Origin of the sequence: Planctomicrobium limosum (assembly GCF_051465645.1) — a bacterium.
Taxonomy (GTDB): domain Bacteria; phylum Planctomycetota; class Planctomycetia; order Planctomycetales; family Planctomycetaceae; genus Planctomicrobium.
The window spans coordinates 539,224-562,500 of record NZ_CP195790.1; the positions used below are offsets into that span (position 1 = coordinate 539,224).

The 23,277-nt window shown below is 52.8% G+C and carries 17 protein-coding genes; 11 read left to right on the forward strand and 6 right to left on the reverse strand.

What is annotated here, in order from left to right:
* Positions 1-3 precede the first annotated feature (3 nt).
* From SH527x_RS02070 to SH527x_RS02110, 9 genes are all read left to right on the forward strand, one after another.
* Positions 4-153 carry a hypothetical protein gene (locus SH527x_RS02070; protein ID WP_437192999.1) on the forward strand — a complete coding sequence of 50 codons (150 nt, stop codon included), beginning with the start codon at positions 4-6 and terminating at the stop codon, positions 151-153.
* Between the two features lie 57 nt (positions 154-210).
* The gene (locus tag SH527x_RS02075; protein WP_437193000.1) at positions 211-426 is read left to right on the forward strand and encodes a hypothetical protein; all 216 of its coding nucleotides are present in this window, start codon (positions 211-213) and stop codon (positions 424-426) included.
* A gap of 344 nt (positions 427-770) precedes the next feature.
* A complete protein-coding gene (locus tag SH527x_RS02080) occupies positions 771-1,961 on the forward strand; it encodes an AI-2E family transporter (RefSeq protein ID WP_437193001.1) in 1,191 nt (396 codons plus the stop codon).
* A 537-nt stretch (positions 1,962-2,498) separates the two neighbouring features.
* Positions 2,499-4,922, forward strand: a complete 2,424-nt coding sequence (locus SH527x_RS02085; protein WP_437193002.1) for a hypothetical protein — start codon at positions 2,499-2,501, stop codon at positions 4,920-4,922.
* Positions 4,919-5,968: a hypothetical protein gene (locus SH527x_RS02090; RefSeq protein WP_437193003.1), complete on the forward strand. Its 1,050-nt coding sequence runs from the start codon at positions 4,919-4,921 to the stop codon at positions 5,966-5,968. The genes SH527x_RS02085 and SH527x_RS02090 overlap by 4 nt, the downstream gene beginning before the upstream one ends.
* A gap of 356 nt (positions 5,969-6,324) precedes the next feature.
* Complete coding sequence (locus SH527x_RS02095; protein WP_437193004.1) at positions 6,325-7,185, forward strand: ThuA domain-containing protein; 861 nt, start codon at positions 6,325-6,327, stop codon at positions 7,183-7,185.
* A gap of 585 nt (positions 7,186-7,770) precedes the next feature.
* Positions 7,771-10,350 (forward strand): PSD1 and planctomycete cytochrome C domain-containing protein, encoded by a 2,580-nt coding sequence (locus SH527x_RS02100; RefSeq protein ID WP_437193005.1) that lies wholly within the window; start codon positions 7,771-7,773, stop codon positions 10,348-10,350.
* 151 nt (positions 10,351-10,501) lie between these two features.
* On the forward strand, positions 10,502-11,878 hold the full coding sequence (locus SH527x_RS02105) for a DUF1501 domain-containing protein (protein WP_437193006.1): 1,377 nt from the start codon (positions 10,502-10,504) through the stop codon (positions 11,876-11,878).
* A gap of 252 nt (positions 11,879-12,130) precedes the next feature.
* Positions 12,131-13,064 (forward strand): IS630 family transposase gene (locus tag SH527x_RS02110; protein ID WP_437191016.1). Its coding sequence is split into 2 segments (ribosomal slippage): positions 12,131-12,469 and positions 12,471-13,064, totalling 933 coding nucleotides; the frame shifts between segments, so codons are not numbered across the junction.
* A 251-nt stretch (positions 13,065-13,315) separates the two neighbouring features.
* On the opposite strand, the gene SH527x_RS02115 is transcribed toward SH527x_RS02110, so the two are convergent.
* The 3 genes from SH527x_RS02115 to SH527x_RS02125 form a co-directional block, all read right to left on the reverse strand.
* Entirely contained in the window at positions 13,316-15,676 is a 2,361-nt protein-coding gene (locus SH527x_RS02115) for an arylsulfatase (RefSeq protein ID WP_437193007.1), read from the reverse strand.
* Positions 15,677-16,217: 541 nt separating this feature from the next.
* Entirely contained in the window at positions 16,218-16,616 is a 399-nt protein-coding gene (gene mscL, locus SH527x_RS02120) for a large conductance mechanosensitive channel protein MscL (RefSeq protein WP_437194666.1), read from the reverse strand.
* A 296-nt stretch (positions 16,617-16,912) separates the two neighbouring features.
* Positions 16,913-17,917 (reverse strand): bile acid:sodium symporter family protein, encoded by a 1,005-nt coding sequence (locus SH527x_RS02125; RefSeq protein ID WP_437193008.1) that lies wholly within the window; start codon positions 17,915-17,917, stop codon positions 16,913-16,915.
* Positions 17,918-18,181: 264 nt separating this feature from the next.
* Between SH527x_RS02125 and SH527x_RS02130 the strand changes: the two genes are divergently transcribed.
* A complete protein-coding gene (locus tag SH527x_RS02130) occupies positions 18,182-20,359 on the forward strand; it encodes a sialate O-acetylesterase (protein WP_437193009.1) in 2,178 nt (725 codons plus the stop codon).
* A gap of 165 nt (positions 20,360-20,524) precedes the next feature.
* Here the strand turns inward: SH527x_RS02130 and SH527x_RS02135 are convergent, their stop codons facing one another.
* From SH527x_RS02135 to SH527x_RS02145, 3 genes are all read right to left on the reverse strand, one after another.
* A complete protein-coding gene (locus SH527x_RS02135) occupies positions 20,525-20,989 on the reverse strand; it encodes a hypothetical protein (RefSeq protein WP_437193010.1) in 465 nt (154 codons plus the stop codon).
* Positions 20,990-21,312: 323 nt separating this feature from the next.
* Positions 21,313-21,582: a GlsB/YeaQ/YmgE family stress response membrane protein gene (locus tag SH527x_RS02140; RefSeq protein ID WP_437193011.1), complete on the reverse strand. Its 270-nt coding sequence runs from the start codon at positions 21,580-21,582 to the stop codon at positions 21,313-21,315.
* A gap of 210 nt (positions 21,583-21,792) precedes the next feature.
* A complete protein-coding gene (locus SH527x_RS02145; protein ID WP_437193012.1) occupies positions 21,793-22,248 on the reverse strand; it encodes a DUF4112 domain-containing protein in 456 nt (151 codons plus the stop codon).
* A 462-nt stretch (positions 22,249-22,710) separates the two neighbouring features.
* Here SH527x_RS02145 and SH527x_RS02150 point away from each other — a divergent pair, with 462 nt between their 5' ends.
* Positions 22,711-23,190, forward strand: coding sequence for a PA2169 family four-helix-bundle protein (locus tag SH527x_RS02150; protein ID WP_437193013.1), 480 nt, complete (start codon positions 22,711-22,713; stop codon positions 23,188-23,190).
* Positions 23,191-23,277 lie beyond the last annotated feature (87 nt).

The following is a 23,277-nucleotide window of genomic DNA, read 5'->3' on the forward strand; positions in this document are numbered from 1 at the left end:
ATCATGACAGGTTATACAGTTCACACAGGTTCAAACGACAAGTTTCGGGATGGATGGGGCCGGATTTTTGACGCGAAGTCAAAGAAGAAATCTGGAGAGGCGAAGAGCAGCAAGGATGCGACTCCCAAGCCCACGTCTCGCAAAAAGAAGTAGAGACGCGAATCCATTTTTGGACATAGGAGGTCTTCAATTATGCCAGCGAATCATCAAATGTCTGAGGAAAATACATTATCCATGGAGCGTGCGGACGAAGAGTACGAAGTCATTACGAGCGAAGAAGTCGATAGCATCCTGGATGGTCTCGACGCACTGATCGGATCAACTCAAAGCGAGAATATCCGTCTCTTCCTCGAAGAAGCAGCCAACAACATCTTCTCACTGGTTTACAGTGACGACGAAGATGCAGGTCAGGAAGAAGCTGCCTAAGGCAATTGCCCTTGGCATTCCTGTCTGAAATGAATCACGAAACGCTCCAGACCATTCGAGTCTGGAGCGTTTTTTTATGTCATTCGGTTGCCAGAAAACGCCGTTAGTTCAGCAGATGAGCGAATCGCTGGTGAAGATTCTGCTCCTGAGTGGCAGGTGGGGCCGTTTCGCTTCAGTCACGGTTTGTGGTTGGAGTTCAAGACTTTTCCTGCGGTCGGGATGTCTTCACTTCGCAGATTTTGATAAATGTTTCTGCTACTCAATCTGGATGATTTGCAGGCCGGGCATGTGTGCGGAAGTGGCTGGTTTCGCGGATCCAAACACGTCTGAGAGCGGGTGATTCGATGGATAAGATGCCTCGTCTGGTGTCCCTGGGAGCGTTGTTGCTGAGTATTATCATACTCGGGATCACGTTCTTTAAGGTGCTCGCCCCGTTCTTGATGCCGATGTTTCTCGCCGCAATGACGGCTGTGATCTGCCAGCCGGTTTTCCGGTATTTTCTAGCGAAAATGCCACAGAATGTGCCGTTGGCAGCAGGAATTACAACAGGCGCGCTTCTCGCTGCGTTTCTGGTTCCGCTGACCGTCGTGACGACATTGGCTTCTCTGCAGTTGTATGCGTTTGCAGCGGATGCAGATGAGAAGTCACTGCGTCGGGTTGCGGAATACGGCGTCGAAATCGTGAATCGATTCCGACCAGAAGATGAACAGTTGACGGTTGCCGAAGCGGCCTCCTACATGTCTGGCTGGATGAAAAATTCGTTGACTTCGATCGGGGATAAATCGCTTGGAGCGGCAGGAACAACATTAGGAGCCTTGAGTGGATTCGCCGGCTACATCGCCGCGATGACGATCGGGATGATCGTGTACGGAATGGCCCTGTACTACTTCCTTTCTGATGGCCCTAATCTGCTGCGCATCTCTAAGGAGATGATTCCAGTTGATCTGTCTCATCAGAATTCATTGCTGATGGAGTTTTCAAAAGTCGTTCAGGGTGTTGTCGTTGCGACGTTTCTTGCGGCGGTCGGCCAAGGGATTGCGACAACAGCCGCGCTCGCCTTTCTGGGGTTTCCGCATCTCTTTGCACTGGGAGCGTTAGCCACTTTTGCGGCTTTGATTCCTGTCGCAGGGACACCAATTATCTGGATCCCCTGTGCGATCTGGCTGTTCATGCATGGCCGTGTCGCTGAGTGCATTGGACTCGTGTTGTATTGCAGTCTGTTCGTCGGCTTCCTCGACAATGTGATCCGGACATACGTCCTGAATTCCAATGTGAAGCTGCATCCACTTCTCGCATTCATCAGTGTCTTGGGTGGAATTCAGGCTCTGGGACTGTGGGGGGTGTTTATTGGCCCGATCATTGCCTGCTGCCTGTATGCACTGATCAAGATCTTTAATGTGGAACTCGCCGATCTTGCGAAATCGCGCCAGGCCCCTGCTCCGGTGCTGGATATCGCTGAAGGGGTTTCTGCGGCTTTGTCGGTTGTCGTTCCATCGGTGGTTGAATCAGAGGAATCTGACTCCCAACCGGGCTGAGCCCATCCTCGCCTCCAGCTTTCTCTGCAATCTCTTCACAGCATTGTCGCTTGCAGTCGTTGGGGGAGTGCGCGCCTGTTTCAATTTCGGCGCTTGACGATTGTTTGCATTGGATCGCCTGATTCGGCTTTAGCAGTTTGCCCGGACGTGCCTGACATTTCGAAAATGCGGTCATATTTGTGAAAGCGCCTGCCGATGTAGAAAGAGATACCGCCTGTTTTGATTGCGGGTGTGGACCTGTTCCTATCCGTAATCTGCTGGAGGCACAGGAGATCAGGTCATGGATGACCGTCAGTCTGAATGATTCCCGGACGGGAATGGAGGCAGTTTCTGCCGCTGAGCTCTCTCCGGGAGTCATCAGAGACTGGTTTACATCGCTCTGGTCTTCGTGATTTTGATATTGAGTAAGGAGCGCGAATTGAAGTTCTCGATCATTGATCGACTTCATCCGTCCCCTTGTTCGGAATCAGGCATCATGTTCGCTGTCTGACAGAGACTCCATTTGGCGGAACTACTCAGACGAAACGAAGAGCTTCCATGTTGGCTCGGCGAATCTCCAATCAACTCGCTCTCCTGACGGTCGTACTGTGCAGTGCGTGGACACCGGCCCTGATGGCACAGGCTCCGTCGCGGCCTCCTGCGCATCCAAAAGCTCCTCGGATGGGCGTCATCGACGCACAGAATCGACAGTTGGCAAGCCCGGTTTTCACCATCGCAGGTGGAGTGAAGCAGTCCGGGGTCTATCAGGGAACCGAAGCAACGATTCCCATTGAAGAATTGATCGCTGCAGCCGGTGGTCTTGAACCGAATGCGAGTCTGAATCTTCGAGTTCTTCGGAACAACAACTTACGATTTCAGGTCTTTCTAGATCCAGCCAAGCCAGATCCGGCGAATCGGTTGATGTCCGGTGACATTGTGCTGGTGCAGTCGACTCCAGCGGCCATTCCGCCAACCACAATTCCTGTTGTTTGCGTGGGATTGTTGGATCGTCCAGTCGTGCTGCCACTCGATCCGACAATTCAGACATTGTCTGTTTTAACCGCACGGCTCGGGCAGTCACCTGAAGTTGCGAAGACGGCTCGACTGGTGAGTCCCGTTGCCGACCCGCAAGGTCGTCTGTTGCCGGGAACGATTATCTTCTTTGCTCCGCAAATGATTGACCGAACACCACTGCAGATGCCTGGAGCGTTGCCTGAAGTGCTTGCGCTCAAGCGTCCTGCCGTTCCCAAGAATGAACCTCTAACGGTTCAGGTGGTTCCTGCTGAAAGCAAACCTGAACTTGTCATGGTTGCGGAGACAACTCCCGCAGCAACTCCAGCCGCCGCTGTATCTGATGGTCAAGCCAGCGTCGAACCACTGCTGGATGGGGCAGAGGCGAAGAAGCCGGAAGTCGCGACTGCAAATATGCCGGTGACGGCGACTGCTTCAGGCACTCCAGCCGCCGATAGCACCGCTGCGGCAGCAGTCTCTAAAACGGAACCCGTGGCTGCGGCCAGCACTGAACCTGCTGTGGAAAAGCCTATCACAGAAAAGGCGACTACAGAGCAGAAGGCAACCGAAGCTTCAGAGTCTGCAACGGCCAATGCACCGGCGTCGGTCAGTGAACCTGCTGTGCCGGAACTTGAACTCCCGCCGTCTCCTCAGGTTTCTGCCAACGGGGGACTCATTCCTCCAATGACGATCCGACCTTCATCTCAACCGGCTGCTGGCAACGTCGGTCAAGCTCCAGCGATGGTCTCATCTCTTTCGAACGAGTTATTGGACCCACAGGACCCACAACTCGATTCCGGTGCACCCACTGCTCATCTGTACCAAGAACCGTATGCTGCCGCGATGGGCCAAGTCCAGATGCAGCAGGGATACGGACAGCCAATCGTCTCGGAACTGAATGTCCATCCAACGCAGATGGTGCTGGTTCATGCCGAGAACCAATACGGTGTCTATCGTGAGATGGTTGGCGGCCCTGAGTATGACTCCGGAATGGTGACGCCTGCGATGGGAATGGCTCAGGCGACGACTCATGTGAACACATTGGATCGTGGACACACTCCCTACTTTGCTGAAAGGGCCGCTGAACAGGCAACTGAACAGGCCGCTGGACGGGCGAATCAGCAAGAGAAGATGGGAGCGTCATTGGATCTTACGAAGCACGCTGCCAAATCGCCTGAAAAGGCCAGTTCTCCTTGGGGAGGGATCCTGTCGACGATCTTTGGTTGTGTGTTTATGGTTTCCGCAGGACTGGTCATGGTCTCGATCTGGGCACCATGGAAGAAATATCAGCTCTCTGTGATCCGGATTGATGGAGCACACGATTCCGAAGCGGAATTGACCAACAGCCGAATGCAGGACACTGCGGTCGCTTTCAGTTCAACTGAAGAAACACATCCGACAGCGTCGGTTGGCCCAAGGTCAGGGCCGGTGACTCCTCCTGCCCGTTTTCAAAATGCGGTCAGTGATCTCGTACAGCGCACTTTGCCAGTCGTTGAAGAACAGGTTGTTGTCCCGAAGCAGTGGCCTTTGCATGGTCAAGTCGTTGGACATCGCCGAATTATTCTGAACCAGCCGCATGAGTCGATTGCAGCTCCACACTTCCCTGTCGAGAGTTCGGTCCCGGACAGACACCCGGAGAAAGTGACTCGACAATCGATTGATGAACGGGCGTTGCGAGCCAATCTCAGGGCGGCATTTGTACCAACTCAAGTTGAGAACACCGAAACCATGGAGTGTAAGCGGGATTCCTTCTGCCCGACTCCTGAAGAATCGCCATCCGTGTCATCAACGGTGTCGCAATACGATCAAGTTCTTGCTCCGGTGGAAACGCCTGTGCAATGTGATGACGCTGTTCCTGTTGCGACAGGGAGTCGTGACTTTGACATCGTTCAACCCGATCATTCCCCAATTGTCGCAATGAGCCCGTTAGATCGCGCATTGCGTACCCTCGCTTCGGAGAAACGCGGATGATTGCCGCACTCGATCTTGGAACCAGTGAGTTTCGTTCCTTGCGACGTGATGGTGCACGGTTGGTCGCCCGTCGATTGCCTGCTGTCTACACTGTTCTCGACGACTCAGAACCGAATCGTCGTCTGCTGGAACAATCCCAGATCTCGTACTCATTAACGGCAGATTCACTGGTCATTGTCGGAGAAGCTGCCGGCGAAATGGCAACTCTCCTGTCGAAGCCGCTGGTTCCACTTCTGCAGGAAGGAAGCCTTGGCGACCGCGATCCGATCGGCCGACAAGTTGTTGCCTGGCTGATTGATCTCCTTCTCCCGCAAGCACAGTCTGCGGAAGACATCTGCATGATGACGCTTCCGCGTGGGGAAACCTCAGTTCAGGGCGCTGATAACTGGACCTGTCAGTTTCTGGAGCACATCGTCCAGTTGCGCGGTTACAAAACGACCGTCATGAATCCGGCGACAGCATTGGGGCTCGCTGAACTTGATAGTGACGAGTTCACCGGCGTCTCGATGACCTTTGGGGCGGAATCAACAACATTCAGCCTGACTCATCATTCTCAACCGCTGGTGGAAGCCAGATTCCGCCGAGGGCTCGATGGAATCATTGAGCTCTTTGCTCGCGAGCACAAGAAGTTGATCTGGGATGGAGCCGGCAATTCGTATCTCGATATTCAGGGAGTTCATCGCTGGTTGAAGAGCGGCCGTGTTTCCCTGTCTTCCCCACGATCTGAGCAGGAAGTCTGGTTGAGAGATGCTCTACAGGAGATGCTGCTTTCGACATGGTTCGGTTTGAAGCGCAAACTCTTACATTGCCATGAAACGATTACTCGCCAACCAATGCCGATTGTGATTTCCGGAGCACCGACACAGCTGCCAGGGTTCTCGGCTCTTGTACTTGAATCACTTCGTTTAAGCGGAACGGCGATCCATCCGAGCGAGATTCGTGTTGCTTCCTTCGAGCCGTATTCCGTCGTTCGAGGTTTGTTGATTCAGGCCACATTGACATCGGGAATGGCGGTCTCCGAGATGGAAAAAGCAGAAGCAGCCTGATTCTTGATCTGCCATTAACTGAAACTGAGCAAGGCGATTCAGAGACCTCTGAGTCGCCTTACTTTTTTTGATGCAGCGAGATAAACCGCTGACTTATTATCGCTGAGGAACCGGCTCTTGTGGTGAAAATCTGGGTCAGTTGTCTTCGTGCTGAACGGTCTTTCCTGTCGAAAGTGAAAACCGCGAGCAGACCAGTATGCAAGAACACTTGCAGTTCTGTTCATAAATGGGCAGGATTCAATCTGATCCGACCGCCGGTGAGCGAGAGTCCTTGCGAAATTCGCGAAACTCAATACTCAGGTGGCGTTTGGAATGGATGAATTCATCTGCAGGAATTGAACAAGGGAGCTGTTTTCATGTTGGTTTCTATCTTGCGCGGAACAGGTGCCCTGTCGATCGGCCGCATCTTGACGTTGTGTTGTGCGGCGATGATTCCAGTGCTCGCCGGAAGTGTCGGGCATGCTGCTGATCCTGCGGTCAAGCCATTGAAGGTGTTGCTTGTTCTCGGGGGATGCTGCCACGATTACGACGCCCAGAAAGACATCCTGAAAAAGGGGATTATGGATCGGGCACATGTGGAAATCACAGTTGCTTATGATCCCGACAAGACGACCAAGCATCTGAACCCGGTGTATGAAAAGCCGGACTGGGCGAAAGGGTTCGACGCAGTTATTCACGACGAATGTACTGCCGATGTCAAAGATCTGGATGTGATCAACCGCATTCTGGACCCGCATCGCGACGGCCTGCCTGCTGTTGTGCTTCACTGTGCGATGCATTCATTTCGCAGTGAAGGATTCCCAGGTGTGACTCCATGGTTCGAGTTCACCGGACTGCAGACGACTGGTCACGGGCCACAGGTTCCAATCGACATCAGTTTCACCGAAGCTGAGCACCCGATCACCAAAGGGATCTCCGATTGGACCACTACCAACGAGGAACTTTATAACAACAGTGCAGGCAAGCTGATGGACACTGCCAAAGCGCTGGCCACCGGGCATCAGGTCACGAAGAACAAAGAAGGTAAGGAAACTTCGACAACGACCGTGATCGCCTGGACGAATACCTATAATGAGAAAGCCAAAGTCTTCGGAACGACTCTGGGCCACAATAACGCAACGGTTTCTGACCCACGTTATCTGGATCTCGTTACTCGCGGATTGCTTTGGTCTTGCGGCAAGTTGGACTCAACCTACTTGAAGTCACCGGCCAAGTAATCTCCCGTCATCGATTGTGTGGTCGCGATACACAAGAGATGACGGTTCTGATTTGCAATGGATTGAAGAAGACGGGGTGCAGGCCAGTGCTGGTTTGCGTCCCGTTCTTCATTTGAGGACAAGACCTTCCGCAGGTTCGGCTGCGTAATCACTCTTATTCTTAAAATCGCTATCACCTGCAGGATCACCCTTCTCCGCAGAAAGCAAACTGGAGGAAGCTGACTGACTGGAGCAGGAAGATTTCACGATAGCAGCTTTGCGGATTATCGACAGCTTCTGCTGTTACTCCGGAACAGACTGCGACTCGATTTTTCGCGCGTTTTCGCTTCCGAATCCTCTTTCGCTGACATACAATTGGATTTTGATGGATTGCGTCCCGATCTGGAATTCAAGCAGAATTCAAAATCGACGCCCCCACCAGCAACCCTGCATTTCCTGCCAGCCCTATTGTCGTTTGACCTGAATTTGATGCAGTCGTTATGGTGTGACTCCCCGAATCACCCCAGCCTGAAAAGGCGATCTGTCTAGACAGACTCGTCGCCCTCCCCGCCTTGTAAAAAAACGATGTTCGAGAAGGACAGGTCGATGAATCGCATCTCAGTCTCTTCCTTCTTACTGCTTGCCTTTCTCTTCGTGCCAGTCCTGTCACTGAGTGCCGATGACAAGGCGGAAGAAGCCGGCTCAAAAGGGCGGGAACTGTTCGAAAAACAGATCCTGCCGATTCTGACAAAGTCATGCTATGAGTGTCACGCAAAAGATTCTGCGGAGATCTCTGGGGGACTGGAACTCGACTCGCCAGTAGGCATGCTCAGAGGGGGCGAATCCGGGGTTGTCATTATCGCGCACGATCCGAAGAAGAGTCTTCTGGTTCGAATGCTCCGCCACGAATCTGGTGTCTCAGCGATGCCTCCCGATGGCAAACTGAGCGATGAACAGATTTCCGCAGTTGAGGAGTGGATTCGACTCGGGGCTCCAGATAGCCGTCAGGCAACAGGGAAAACCGCCCGCGAAGATCGCTTTGAAGCTGCACTGAAACATTGGTCTTTGCAGCCTCCTCAAGCCGTCACCCCACCGGAAGTAAAACAGAAGGACTGGCCGCGAGGAGCGATTGACCAGTTTGTTCTGGCCAAAATGGAGCAGAACGGGCTCGTTCCGGTCTCTGACGCTGGCCGACGCACGCTCATTAGACGTGTCTATTTCGACCTGATCGGCATTCCTCCGACGCCAGCGGAAGTCGACCAGTTTCTTGCCGATCAGTCCCCCACTGCACTCGAAACGGTGATCGATCGATTGTTGGGCTCGCCTCAATTCGGCGAACGTTGGGGAAGGCACTGGCTCGACAGCGTCCGCTTCGCGGAATCGAGCGGACTGGAGTTCAACTTCACTTATCCGCATGCGTGGCCGTATCGCAATTATGTGATCGATTCGGTCAATCAGGACAAGCCTTATGACCTCTTTATTAAGGAGCAGATTGCCGGGGATCTGCTTCCCCGCAGCGAGTCTGATACTCCAGAGGTGATTGAGGCCAGACTGATCGCACCAAGCATGCTGTCGTTTGGTGTGAAGCGTCATACCGGCGGAGCAACCTTCCAACTGGATATCGTGGACGACCAGATCGACACCATCTTCCGGTCGACGCAGGCACTGACGGTCAACTGCTCACGTTGTCACGACCACAAGTTTGACCCCATCCCGACGAAAGATTACTACGCACTGGCCGGAATTTTTCTAAGTACTGAGCCGCTGTATGGGACGATCAAACAGAAGTACAGCAACTTCCCCACAGATCTGCTGCCGATTGGACCTAACGCTGCGGAAATGCATGCCAAGGTCGTAGAACACCAGAAGATTGTCGATCAGGCAGATAAGGACCTGACCGCCAAACGTGCAGAACATACGAAAGCAACGGAAGCCGAAAAGGCTGCTACTGCGAAGAAGGAAGAAGCAGACAAACTGGTTCAGGCACAGACAACCGAACAGGTTGAAGGCCCTAAGCCGGAAGCCACTGCTGCACTCGATGAGGCCATCGCCGCACTGAAGACTGCGACTGAACAGGCTGTCACATTAAAAGCTGAAGTGACCACTCTTGAAACCAAGGTTGCAGATCTCAAGAAGGCAGCGCCTCCACGGCCGCAGTATGCCATGAGTGCTAGAGACAAAGCGAAGCCGGACGATACGACCATCGCAATTCGGGGCAGTCCTAGCCAACGTGGAGAACGGGTCCCACGAGGATTTCTGAGCGCGATCAAAGTGTCCCAGCAGAAAGAAATAGACAAAACCCGCAGCGGTCGTCTGGAACTGGCTGAATGGATTGCCAACTCGGAAAATCCACTGACAGCCCGCGTCCATGTAAACCGCATCTGGAGCCACCTGTTTGGACGAGGCCTGGTCGCGACGACGGATAACTTTGGGATTCTCGGCAAGGAACCAACTCACCCTGAACTGCTGGACCATCTGGCTTTGCAGTTCATGGAACAAGGCTGGTCTGTCAAGAAAGCCATTCGAACCATCATGCTCTCTCGGACCTATCAGCTGAGCAGTGAACGTACCGAAGCAGGCATGAAAATTGACCCTAACAGTCAATATCTGTGGCGCGCCGCGCCGCGGCGACTGGAAGCAGAGACGATTCGCGATTCCATTCTCGCTGTCAGCGGCCAGTTGGATCTGAATCGACCTGTTGGGTCGACTGTCACCGGCCTGGGAGATCAGCTGGCGCGGGAAATTCCTCTGGAAAAGATTCAGCCGCCTAGCAATCACCGCAGCGTCTATCTTCCGATTGTTCGCGATTATGTGCCGGAAATCTTTGACCTGTTCGACTTCCCGTCTCCGAGTCTCGTCTCGGGACAACGCAGTGTAACGAATGTTCCATCGCAGGCACTTTATCTCCGAAACTCCGCATTTGTGACGGATCAATCGCGACACGCTGCTCGCCGATTGCTGGCAGTGGCGGAAGTCACAACAGACGAGCAACGGGCGGATCTCGCTGCACAGTGGGCATTCGCAAGGCAATTGACTGAGGAACAACGTGCCGGCGTCGTGCAGCTCGTTGAAAAAGTCAGGCAATCCAAACCTGACGATGAACAGGCCAACGTCAATGCTTGGGCTGCCTGGTTTCAGGTGATGTTCAGCACGGCTGAGTTCCGGTATCTCGTCGATATCCCTTAATTGCCGGCGACTGGTCGCACCGGCCACTGTCGAGCATTACACACAGTTACTGGCAAAGCGGTTTAATACAGAAAGGCTTCTGGCTTCGACCTCATCGTCAGACCAGAAGCTTTCGACCGTTCCCGAAATTTCAGTTCAGGAGTTCGCAGTCATGAGCAGCAATTTTTCACAGCTGAATTTTTCACGGCGTGATTTGCTCAAAGTCGGTTCATTCGGACTCGGCTCACTCATGCTGACCGGGTTAATGCCACGCATGGGGCACGCTGACATGATGGCCCCCCGTCAGCCGAATTTTATCCCCAAGGCGAAACGGGTCATCTTTCTGTTCATCAACGGTGGTCCGTCGCAGTTCGAGTCATTCTCCTATAAGCCGGAGTTGAAGAAGCGGGACGGCAAGGACGGCCCCAAGAAAGGGAAACTGCTTGGTCCCCAGCTGAATTTCGCCCAATATGGGGAAAGCGGGATGTGGGTTTCCGAGGCGTTTCCACATATTGCCACTCAGGTGGACCGTATCTGCATGCTGCATGGGATGCAGACGGGCAGCAATGGACATGAAACCGCGATCCCGCTGCTGCACACAGGCGATTTTCAGTTTGTTCGCCCTTCCCTGGGCTCCTGGATTGCCTATGGACTGGGAACAGAAAATCAGGACCTGCCTGGAAACTTCACTATCAAGCCGACACGTACGTTCGGCGGTCCTTCCAATTTCGGCAGTGCCTTTCTCCCGAGCACCTTTCAGGCGACCAGACTGGGCTGGGAACATCAGGACATCAAGAAGGCATCCATCTATAACTTGCAGCCGACCTTGGGACTCACCTCCGAGATTGACCGTGAGACACTGCGTCTCACTCAGTCATTGAACGAGCAACTGCGCGGGCAGTCGGATGAAGTTCAGGGAGTCATGGACTCTCTTGCACTCGGCGAGCGGATGCAGCGAGCTGTTCCGGATGTCCTCGACCTGTCCCGTGAAACCAAAGAAACACTGGAAATGTACGGTGTTGACCAGAAGCCAACGGACGATTTCGCGAGGCAGTGCCTATTGGCTCGTCGCCTCGTCGAGTCGGGCGTTCGATTTGTTGAAGTGATGTCGAGTGGCTGGGACCATCACAGTAATCTCGACAAGTTCAAAGATAAGGCCACAACAATCGATAAACCTGTTGCTGCTCTTTTGAGCGATCTGGATCAGCGCGGACTGCTCGACGATACGCTGGTGATCTGGACAGGGGAGTTCGGTCGTCTTCCAGAAACGCAGATTCTCTCTGGGAAAGAATCACTCGGTCGCGACCACAATTCAAAAGGGTTTACCGGGTTCATGGCTGGCGGCGGTGTCCGCTCAGGCCTGATCTACGGGCAGACCGATGAGCTGGGACATCAGGCGATCGAAGGTGCGATTCCATTGCATGACTTCCACGCCACCATTCTCCACCTGCTGGGACTGGATCACACGAAATTGACCTACCGCTACGGTGGTCGCGATTTCCGACTGACGAACGTTTCTGGGAACGTCGTGAAGGACATCATCGTTTAACTGCTTCGAAGCGGTTAGACAGCTGGTAAGACCAGAATTGGGGGGGAGAAAGCCGCTCTGTTGAACGGGGGCTGCTGCTCCCCTGTTCTGCCCCAATGCAAGAAGTCCAGTATGCTGGCGCTGTCGGAGCAGTGTTGCAGGTGAGATCGCAGGGTGAGTGAAATGGCACGAGCAGTGCTAGAGCATTTTGCAAATTGATCTCCACATGATGTGTCGAATTTGGGAGAGTGTGTCGCGTCATGGAGGACCATTATGTCGAATGCACTCTCCGTCGATTTGCGGCGTCGGATACTGGAAGCGATTGACCAGGGTGTCAGTCAGTCTCAGGTGGCTCGCACGTATCGGGTCGACCGGAAAACAGTTTGGAGCCTAATTCACCATCGTCAGAAAACCGGATCTCTCGAACCGATCCGTGCTGGAGTGGGGCGAAAATCCAAAGTCGCCCATCGTCAAGCGGACATCAGGCAGGCCATTGCAGACAATTCCAGCCTGACGTTGCAGTCCCTGATTGATCAGTTAGGGTTGGCCATCTCTGTTTCAGCATTGAGTCGCACCTTGCGTCGTTGGGGAATCCGGCTCAAAAAAAGTTCTGCACGCCTCAGAACAGCAACGTCCTGACGTGAAAGAGAAGCGTCGCTGGTGGGGGATTCTGGTTCGCCCCAAGCCCCAGCAGAGGCTCATCTTTCTCGATGAAACCGGGGCCAACACGAAGATGGCCCGACTTTACGGTTGGGGGAACAAGTCGGAACGTGTCCGCAGTCAGGTGCCACATGGGCACTGGAAAACGATCACATTCATTGCCGCACTCCGCTGCACCGGCGTGACGGCCCCCATGGTGCTGGATGGCCCCATGAATCGGGAATCATTTCTGGCGTACATCCAGCAGTGTCTGGTTCCGACATTGAATCGCAAAGAGATTGTGGTGCTGGACAATCTCCCTTGTCACAAACAGCCAGAAGTCATTCAAGCCATTGAAGCGGTCGGGGCCAGCGTCTTTTATCTGCCGCCTTATTCACCGGATTTCAATCCGATTGAGAAAGCGTTCTCGAAGCTGAAAGCACTCCTCCGCAAATTCGCCGAACGGACCATTGAGAACCTCTGGAAGCGAATCGGAGCCCTCATCGAAACCTTCACTCCCAATGAATGCCGAAACTATTTCCTGAGTTGCGGATACAGGGGAAGTTAAAATGCAAATTGCTCTAGTCTACGCACGGCAACACACTGCCAAAGGTGTGAGTCGCAAGTCACTTAATAATGCGACTTGCCGGACCCATTCTGCAATGCTCAATCGCTGCGGACTTTGCGATAACTCTTCCCGGTGTTCAGCAGTGACACAGCTTTCGTGTGTCCCCTGAAATTGTCTTTTGCGACTCGCACGCAGCAGTCTTTCTCCTATCGAGAAGACTGCTGCGCGGCCATATGAGAGACAGAACCGGTCTAAAAGATCTGCGGAAGATTGACTTTGAATTCAATCTTGTGAATCGTTCCCGTGAACGGAAACGTTCCATTCTCTGCGTAGATGGGTGTGACAGGCGTAATGGAATCTCGCCCGACTTCAAATGGCTCCAACCCGTGGCGATAGGTCGACTTGGTGAGTGTCAGTTCGCCAGCCGGACTGTCGTTGATGCTGAAGGTCATGACTCCCCCTTCTGTGACGGCCGCTGAAGGCTGAAAATTTGTCGCCTTGAAATCGATGGCAATTGCCACCGGACCTCCGGTCGGCAATGCAGATGGGGATTCGTATGTGAAGGTTTCGAATCCATAGAAGTTGAAAACGTAATTCAGTTTGCCATCTTTAACGAAGAGCGACCATCCGCCTGTTTCTCCGCCAACACATGCGATGACTCCTTCTGCGCCGCCTTCAGGGATCGTGAGATTGACCGTTGCCTGATGCGAAATTGGCGTGATAAAGGGACCAACAGCCTCTGGAATGCTGACGTCATTTCCGTAGTAAGTCCAAGTTGAGCGGAAAGGTGGCTTTGCCCGAAGTCGGGGATCGAAGCGGGGTGTCAGTCGATCATCCAGTGGGAAGATATTGCAGCGTTTTGCTTCTTCATGAAAGAGCTTCTTGAGCTCATCGAGCTTCTGTGGGTTTCTGGCAGCAACGTCATTGAACTGAGTGAAGTCTTTACTCAGGTCGTAAAGTTCCCAGCGATCATTGTCGAAGCGGTTGCTGTTCCCGTTTGTTTCCCATGGCAGGCCGTGACGCGCACTGGCGATCCAGCCATCGTGATACATGGCCCGATTTCCCATGATCTCAAAGTACTGTGACTGTCGCTGCTCCTTCGCCGTTTTGTCGTCAAAGGAATATCGCATACTGACCCCTTCGATCGGGATCTGCTCGGCTCCATTGACCTGAGTTGGCGGGGTGATTCCAGCTGCATCGAGGATCGTAGGAGCGATATCGATGACGTGATGGAACTGTGTGCGGATCTCTCCCTTGGTCTTGATCCCTTTTGGCCAGTGGACGATCAATGGATTGCGTGTCGCACCAAAATGGCTGGCAATCTGCTTGGTCCATTTGAACGGAGTGTTCATCGCCCAGGCCCAGCCGACCGGAATTTGTGGTGCAGAGCCCGGGGCGCCGATCTGATCGAGGCGATCGCCGACACCTGCTGCGCCAGGGTTGAATCCAGACAGACTTGCGAGGTCGTTGAAAGTCCCTTCCTGTCCCCCTTCTCCGCTGGCTCCGTTGTCGCCGACGACGAAAAGGATCAGAGTGTTTTCAATCTCTCCGGATTCTTCGAGTGAAGTGATCAGGCGGCCGATCTCGTGATCGGTGTGCGCCATGAATGCGGCATAGTTCTCCATGAGTCTCGACGCAACTTTCTTCGCGTCTGCCGACAGATCATCCCAAGAAGCGATTTCGGAAGGGCGAAGAGTTGCAACGGAATCGCTTGGAATGATGCCCTGTTGACGCTGGCGTGAGAACGTCAACCTGCGAAGGCGATCCCAGCCAAACTCGAATTCCCCTTTGAACTTCTCTCGCCACTCTGCTGGAGCATGGTGCGGGGCGTGACATGCTCCCGGTGCGAAATAAGTGAACCAAGGGCGATTCGGTTTCGCTGCTTTTGTGTTGTGAATCCAGGCGATTGTTTCGTTGGTCAGATCCGTTGTGAGGTGATATCCCTCTGCTGCGGATTTTGGCTGTGAGACCGGTGACGAATTGCGGTACAGCGTTGGGGAGTACTGATTCGCTTCGCCCTGATTGAAGCCATAGAAGTAACCGAAGCCGAGTCCGGACGGCCAGCGATCAAACGGGCCTGCGGGACTGATCTCTGATTCCGGAGTGTTGTGCCATTTTCCAAAGCAGGCTGTTGCGTAACCATTCCCCTGCAGGATCTGGGCGATAGTGGCAGCTTCGCGCGGAATGATGCCTGTGTAGCCAGGGAACCCGGTGGCCATTTCGGTAATGACACCAGAGTTGACCGTGTGATGATTCCGACCGGTCAGTAACGCCGCACGAGTCGGAGAGCACAGTCCGGTCGTATGGAATCGACTATATCTCAGTCCATTCGCAGACAGCTTGGCCAGATTGGGAGTCGGAACTGGCCCGCCAAATGGGGTCGTCATTCCGAAACCGACATCATCCAGCAGAATGAGGAGGATGTTGGGAGCATTTTCCGGAGCTTCGGGAAGCTGAGGGTAATCAGGAATTGACCCCTTCAACGTCTCTTCGACTCGTCCCTGAAATGGAGCAGGAAATTGAGGAAGTACGTTCTTGTTTCCCTGAGCGAAAGCAACGGAAGTCAAGATGAAAAGCAATGCAGGAAACGACAGAGCGATTTGGCGAATCATGGCAGGTCGTCAATTGAAGAATGAAGTGAACGGTGCTGCTGCAGAGGTCACAGCAGCAAAGGTTTGTCGGAGACGATCAATTCGTCTTTGCAAGAAGGACTTGCCGAGAGAATAAAAAGCGGTTGGGAGCCCTCGTTGAGAAGGACCTGTTCGTAGAGATCCTAATCTGGTCTGGACCAGAATGACAACCGGTGTCAGGAGGCGTTCCCAGAATTCACGGCTTTTTAATCCAAACTCGGTCTGTTTTAAACGTGCGGCGCGTGGAGAATGATGCAAAAGAATGGAAATCGGTAAGGTGGGGCGACCGACTTGTTCCCCTCACTTAGAAGGGCGTTTGTTAACGATAATTGACAGCTGTATTTAGCTGCGGCAGATTATCGTTAACTTCTGCAGCTCACCGGTTGCCAGCTTTGACGAATGCAATTCACTGAAAAAGGAACCGCATTCGCCAACTGGTTCGTCTGATGATCTCGATCAGTGCACTGTTTGCATGCGAATCGGCAGTTGGCGTGCGATGTTCGAGAGAGACGTCACTGTCTTCTTAGTGTTTCGCTTGCTGCGTCAGGAGGTCACGGATCTGAATGAGCAATTCCTGATCTTTGGTCAACGGAGCTGGAGCCTCTGGTTCCTTCGGAGCTTCTGTGCGACTCTTCATGATCCATCCCAGAAACTTCTTGATGAAGATGAACAGCGCGAAGGCCACTATCACGAAGTTCAGGACATCAGCAAGAAACAGACCAACTGGAATGGGGTGCCCGTTGAATGCTGGAGCCCATTTTTCATACCCCCCAGTCTGAGGAGTGACAGAGCTGATCAGCGGCATAATGATGTTCTTGACCAGCGAACTGACGATCCCCCCGAAGGCACCGCCAATGATCACCCCGACTGCGAGATCGACGACATTCCCTTTGAACGCGAAGGCTTTGAATTCGTCCAGCAGTGACCAACCGACTTTAGTTGGATTGATATTTGGAAAACGCGATTTCTCGTTCATGTGGAAGACTCTTTACGTGTGATGAGTGGAAAATGAAAACGGCCGTCCGAATGATCGATCCGCTGTGGCGCTGCCCTTTCACTTATCATGAAGGCAGATATGTCTGTTTCAAGCGCGAAACAGGAGTGTCACAGGACAATGTGCGAGGAGAATAGAAGAAGACTGACCTTGCGAACAATGTGTTCGTCACAGGATTCTTCGTCGAGTCCGCATCTGAATTCTGAAATTCGATTCAGAGGACATCACGCATTCGCAGGCGTCGATTCAGCAGGTTGAGGGGGCGTTGCCTCTGTGCCCCAGCGATTCGCGAGCACCCCGCAAATGATCAGCTGAAGTGGGTGGTAAATCATGATCGGAAGCAGAATCAATCCCAGCCCGGGATGAGATCCGAACATCAGTTGGGCCATGGGAATTCCGGTCGCGAGCGACTTTTTCGACCCGCACAGGACTGCGGTGATCTTGTCTTCGCGGCTCAGGTGCAGCGTCGAACAGATCCCGCTGACTGACCAGAAGATGCTGTAAAACAGAGCAACCGACAATGGGAATGTCACCATCACGGGAAGCAGTCCGTTTTTCGTCCAGACTTCCATCACAAATGAGTCGCAGAAGGAAGTGTAGACGAGGAGGAGGATTGTAGTCCGGTCGACAGTGCTGACGAACGGCTTGTGCCGTTTGACCCAATCGCCAAGCCAGGGGCGTGAGAGTTGTCCGACGACGAGGGGAAGAACAAGCCACATGCACAGATTCAACATCACCGAGCCCATTGAACCGGAGGCGGCGGATGTATCGGCCGCGATGCTCATCCAGAGCGGAGTGAAGAGAATGCCGAGCAGACTGGAGATCGTTGCGTTAAAGACTGCAGCAGGGACGTTCCCTTTGGCAATGGCAGTTAATGCGACGGATGTCGAAACCGTTGAAGGCAACGCGCAGAGATAAAGAATGCCGATTCGCAGATCGACAGGGAGTTGATTTGCAGTTGAGAAATAGATCGCCGTTCCGACGATCGGGAATAGCAAGAAGACACACGACTGTATCAGCAAGTGCAGCTTCCACTGCATCATTCCGGCGCGCATCGCTGGAAACGAGATGCCGACTCCGTGCAGGAAGAAGATCAGCGCGACACCGCCGTTGGTGATTAACTCGGGATGCAGCCACCCGCCGTCGGCACCCGGCTCTGGAAACAACCAGGCCAGAATGACAGCGATCACCATGCCGATCAGGAACCAGTCGGCCTTTTTCTTTTTCATGATGGCAGGGAAATCTGAGTCGGTTCAGCGAGAAATTGTTGAGCCGGAATCGACGTGCTGCGGAATCGAGCTTAGGACGGTCGCATCATCACAGACAACCAGTCTGGTTTCAATGCGGAGAAAGACATTCATTCTTCTCGATGCGGATTCATCTACACCTCGTCATCTCGCAAGAATTCTTAACAAGCGAGACTCGCTGTCCCTCAGTCATTGCCGTATAACTTGCACGTATCAAAGTTTGCTGACACGACTGGAGGAAGGTCTATGCGGATTCAAGTGTTGAGATACTGGTTTGCGGCGCTCTTCGCGTTGAACCTTGGTCAAACTGCGACTGCGGATGTTCGGCTTCCGCAGTTCATGAACAGCCATATGGTGCTGCAACGCGAGCTTCCGATTCCTCTTTGGGGCTGGGCAGACCCCGGCGAGAGTATCACTGCCACGCTCGGAACGGACACCGCCACTGCGAAAGCAAATGAAAAAGGCGAATGGCGATTGTCGTTCCCTGCTCGTTCTGCGAGTCGCGAGCCGGTGAAATTGACCGTGAGCGGAAAGAACAAGCTCAGCTTCGACGATATTCTGATTGGCGACGTGTGGCTCTGTTCCGGTCAGTCGAATATGGAATGGACTGTCGACAGAAGCTCGAACCCAGCAGAAGAAATTGCTGCAGGAAATCATCCTCTCATTCGCCATGTCAAAATTCCGCGAATCACCTCTGGTGTTCCTCGAAATGATGTCGAAGGCAAATGGGAAGTCTGCTCTCCAGAGACTGTCGCGAAGTTCACCGCCGTCGGCTACTTCATGGCCCGTAAGCTTCAGCAGGAACTCAATGTCCCCATCGGGTTGATCAATTCTTCCTGGGGCGGAACGCGTATCGAACCATGGGTTCCACCAGTCGGGTTTGCAGGTGTTGCGGAGTTGAAAGGAATCGCTGACGAAGTCGCACGCCGCAATCCAGACAGCCCTGCTTACAAGAAAGCGTTTCAAGCTTACCTGAAAGCATCTGAAGACTGGTTGAAGAACGCGAAGGCCACTGCCGAGGCAGGTAAAGAAGCGACTGCTGCCCCAGCCTTCCCTGCTGAGCTGAAACTCTACTCAGCAGTTGGCGAACCGACTGCACTCTACAACGCGATGATTCACCCTCTCGTCGGTTGGCCGATTCGTGGAGCCATCTGGTATCAAGGGGAATCAAACTCCTCCGAAGGAATGCTTTATCGAGCAAAGATGCAGGCGCTGATCGAAGGTTGGCGGAAAATTTGGGGACAGGGAGACTTCCCGTTCTACTTTGTGCAAATTGCTCCATACAATTATGGGCATGCTGATCACGTTCTCGCAGAGTTCTGGGAAGCTCAAGCAGCATCAGCGGAACTTCCGCAAACCGGCATGGCCGTCATTTCTGATATCGCGACATTGGGCGACATTCATCCACCTAACAAGCAGGATGTCGGTCTGCGACTGGCTTTCCTGGCGTTGAAGAATAACTATGGGAAAGCAGACGTCGTCGCTACCGGGGCGACATTCAAATCAGTCACTCCAAAGGGCGAAAAGCTGATCGTCACGTTCGAAAATACAGCTGGCGGTTTGCAGTCTCGAGATGGGAAACCATTGAACTGGTTCGAGATCATTGGCCCAGGTGTCGGGTGGACAAAAGCAGATGCCACCATCAATGGCGATACTGTCGTATTAACGGCCTCTGGAGTGACGCAACCAACCGCAGTGCGATTCGCCTGGCATAAGCAGGCGGAACCAAACCTGATGAATGGAGCCAAGCTCCCGACATCAGCATTTCGGGCTGGTGACGTTCCCAAAGTGAACTTCCTTCCACAGATTGAAGAAGCCAAGAACTATAAATTGGCACTCGATATCGATCTGCAGAAGTTGGGGCCAACCATTGCCTACGATGAGGATCACCGAGGCCAGCTCAATGGAGCATTCGACCGCGTCGCGTATCTGCTGGAACTGCAGACAGGCTCAGCGCCGCCACAATTTGTTTATGCTTCGATGAACGCGTTCACCAAAGACGCGAGCAAGATTGGAATTCCAACAGTCGAATCAAAGGCAGTTTTTCAACAGCTGGTGGAGAAGCTGACAGTTGTTTCCAACGTCGCAGGGATTGAAAATGTCGTCGATTCGGATGGGGGAAACATCGAGTTTTGGCCGCATAACTATGGGGCTGCGAATGGCGCCAACGTCCCCGGAGCATCCGCAACGATCTACGATTTTGGTGACACCTACTCTGCGCCGGTCGATGGCTATGGCTCGATGCAGGTTCACAATTACAAAGCGAAGCAGACCTTGTTTGCGATCAACGCCTGGAAGTCAGGCCCCAACGCCAACATCGGCATCGGGAACAGCCCCGGCGAGCAACGGGACTGGACCTTCACGCCAAACGCAAATAGTTATTCCCTGAAACGACTCCGCGTTTTGGTCCGACCGATTCAGTAAACCTTCCCAATGACGTTTCTCAAGCGTGCACAATTGATGAGTCTTGCCAGAGAGCGGTGCTGAGTAGGTTCAAACTCAATCGGATGAAGAGCAAATGCCGTAGTGAGGTCATGATGATCTCGCTACGGCATTTTTTGTGCTCGGAGAGTTCTGTCACTCTGCAAATCAAATCGATGCCCTACTACCAGAGTTCTGATCTACACTATTCGAGCACTCTTTACTTTCTTGGTAACCGAGCTTGAACTTCCCCAGACAGACTGCAATCACCGTAGCAAAAAAGAGAACTGTCAACATGCGCAGCGGATGGCTCACCCACCACTTCGACGGATTGAAAATTTCGAACAACGTCGATGATCCGAGAACGCTGAAGTCAGCGATTTCCCCGTTGATCAGATAGAGGAAGACACTTGTCAGAACGAACGCGAGACAAATGACAACGGTGAGGAAAATGGTTCCCACCAATATTCCACTGAACAGGCCGTATAAGCTTCCCCAGATTATTGAAGTGACACGTTTGAGCCAGCTTTGCTTCTCCACTGCTGGATTGAAGAGGCGATAGATTAAATCAATCACAATTCCGAATGAGACGGTGATCACAATCATAGTTGCAATCGAAAGACAGATTTCCATCGTCATCCCTCGTGTGTGAGCTGCGGTTGCAATTGGATTCAGATGCGATTGGAAATTGCATGAAGCCCAATAGGTCCAAATGGGTTTACTTCGAGAGAATCCAGCGAGTCACTCTTCTGGAATGTTTCAATGATTGGCTTATCGGATATTACAGATTGTGGGTACGAGGTGAAATGGAATGCTCTGAGCAATAAATAAAAAGGCCGCCACGGGATCAAGTTGACCTCGTGGCGGCTCCCCCACAGTGCATTCATCATGCACTTGCTGTAGGTGTGAACTCTTAGGTTCCGAGCGTTCGTTGACTCTGGTGATCGCCGTTGACGCTACATTTGCGGCGACTTCTTACTTGCCGCAGCGGACAAGAAGAGGACGATGATCGCGCCAAGCACCGACATCAACATGTTTGCTGGCTGAAGAAGGTCTCCTCCTCGAACAAGCGATGTGAGAAAGCCCCCAGCAAATGATCCCACAATCCCCAGGACCATGGTTGCCATCCAACCCATCTTTTGCTCGCCGGGCATGACCATCCGAGCAATCAGTCCAACAAAGATTCCGAAAAAAATCCAGGCGACCATTGCGGAAATAGTACTCATCTCATTTCTCCTGCGTGCACTTCACATCGAGTCATTGATGTAGGGGGAATCCGCACTTACGCATTCAGAAACACATCTAGCAGCATTCTTCAATGCGGTCATGGTATTGACTGCGAATTGCGAACAACATATTTCCAGACCCAATACTCACTTCAGAAGTCCAGATGTCCGGGATTCTGCTGAGTGGCGAAATCACAGCCCGAATCAGCTTTAGTGAGTTGGCCCGAATTCACCTTTTGAATGACGTTCATGCAGATGTCGTTCCAAGAGTTTCACATTTCTTAAATTGGCGCGCCAGGCGACGTCAAACAGGTCTCCAACCACAGGAATTGAGCCAGCAGAAACATCGACAAGGATGTTCAGCAGCATCTGGCGAATCGCTGAACGAGGAACGTCCAGTTGCAGTGCGAGATAAACCACATAGGCTGATAACGCACCAGTTGCGACTTCGCCGATCCCGGGAATCATCCCGATAATTGCGTCCCAGCCGACGCGAATCGAAGTTCCGGGAATGACAAACCGGTTGTCGAGCGCGAGTGCCAGCGCACGAATTCGCTTCAGAATCGCCAGTTCCTCTGCCTTTGTCAGCTTACGCTTTGCTCGCGTGGCGGCCTTTGAACCCATTACCACCTGGAAGTCATTGATACGAGTGAGATCGAGTTCCATGGTCCCCTCCTCTATTTCTCTCCGATTGTCCCTGATACCGGGATCTCGGCTTGCTTTTAACACACCTGACGTCGTGAACTTATGAGCGATAGGTTTCTACAATTTGATCAACACTGAGTGCTCAAAACTGAGTGTTCGGCATGCGATGTGATCGCGGAACACTGAGTCTCAAAATGCGTGATCAAGCAAGTAGCGAAGTTCCGAATCTGTGAATTGCATCATCTTGAGACGCTGATTCTTGGAGCGTTCGGAAACCAGTCCCTTTTCTGTTCAGGGAGTTCCGAAAAATGAGTCTAGTTGCTGTAAGTCTGCGACTCGTGAATAAGGCAGTTCACATGGTGGAATGTGCAGCGTTTCCATTACTGGCAAGTTAAGGAGTTGGCATCGTAATTGCCTTGTTAGATCCAGTGGCCTTGTTGCATAGGTGCAGAAGCAAAAATCAGACGAATAAGGAAATGAATCATGCCACTGGAAACAACAACGAATCTTTGTAAGGAAACGATCAATCAATTGGAGGAATTAATCCAAATAAACATCGATAGCCGGGACGGCTTTCATCATGCCGCTGGTGCAATTGAAGACATGACATTGCACTCAATGTTCGAAGCACTTGCTCAACAGCGAGACGAACAGGCTCATCAGCTTTCAGGTTATGTTCAGATGAACCATCGCACGCCGTCGATGCGTGGAACACTGGCGGCATCGCTTCATCGCGGGTGGATGAATATTCGCGAAGCACTCACCACCAACAATCTGCTCACAGTGCTCTCCGATCTGGAACACGGTGAAGACCTCATCAAGGAAGCGTATGAACACTCCCTGAAGGTCACCGAAGGAAGTGCTGTGAACGACGTTTTGCTTCACCAGTTTGCTCAGGTGAAATCTGCCCACGATCGAATTCGCGACTTGCGTGACGAGCACCGCGCCGCAGCCAACGGGTAAATTTCCGTGGCAATCAAGCGGTCATCCGCTGCCGACATTACGGTCGCATTGTGATTCGCACGAGAGTCCTGTGAACCGATCGCTGCG

Bases quoted from the DNA above. Each gene is read 5' to 3' on its own strand.
- SH527x_RS02080 (WP_437193001.1), top strand. From the start codon at position 771: ATGGATAAGATGCCTCGTCTGGTGTCCCTGGGAGCGTTGTTGCTGAGT.
- SH527x_RS02100 (WP_437193005.1), top strand. From the start codon at position 7,771: ATGAATCGCATCTCAGTCTCTTCCTTCTTACTGCTTGCCTTTCTCTTC.
- SH527x_RS02145 (WP_437193012.1), bottom strand. From the start codon at position 22,248: ATGGAACTCGATCTCACTCGTATCAATGACTTCCAGGTGGTAATGGGT.
- SH527x_RS02105 (WP_437193006.1), top strand. From the start codon at position 10,502: ATGAGCAGCAATTTTTCACAGCTGAATTTTTCACGGCGTGATTTGCTC.
- SH527x_RS02130 (WP_437193009.1), top strand. From the start codon at position 18,182: ATGCGGATTCAAGTGTTGAGATACTGGTTTGCGGCGCTCTTCGCGTTG.
- SH527x_RS02070 (WP_437192999.1), top strand. From the start codon at position 4: ATGACAGGTTATACAGTTCACACAGGTTCAAACGACAAGTTTCGGGAT.
- SH527x_RS02095 (WP_437193004.1), top strand. From the start codon at position 6,325: ATGTTGGTTTCTATCTTGCGCGGAACAGGTGCCCTGTCGATCGGCCGC.
- SH527x_RS02125 (WP_437193008.1), bottom strand. From the start codon at position 17,917: ATGAAAAAGAAAAAGGCCGACTGGTTCCTGATCGGCATGGTGATCGCT.
- SH527x_RS02150 (WP_437193013.1), top strand. From the start codon at position 22,711: ATGCCACTGGAAACAACAACGAATCTTTGTAAGGAAACGATCAATCAA.
- SH527x_RS02090 (WP_437193003.1), top strand. From the start codon at position 4,919: ATGATTGCCGCACTCGATCTTGGAACCAGTGAGTTTCGTTCCTTGCGA.
- SH527x_RS02075 (WP_437193000.1), top strand. From the start codon at position 211: ATGTCTGAGGAAAATACATTATCCATGGAGCGTGCGGACGAAGAGTAC.
- SH527x_RS02085 (WP_437193002.1), top strand. From the start codon at position 2,499: ATGTTGGCTCGGCGAATCTCCAATCAACTCGCTCTCCTGACGGTCGTA.
- SH527x_RS02115 (WP_437193007.1), bottom strand. From the start codon at position 15,676: ATGATTCGCCAAATCGCTCTGTCGTTTCCTGCATTGCTTTTCATCTTG.
- SH527x_RS02135 (WP_437193010.1), bottom strand. From the start codon at position 20,989: ATGGAAATCTGTCTTTCGATTGCAACTATGATTGTGATCACCGTCTCA.
- SH527x_RS02140 (WP_437193011.1), bottom strand. From the start codon at position 21,582: ATGAGTACTATTTCCGCAATGGTCGCCTGGATTTTTTTCGGAATCTTT.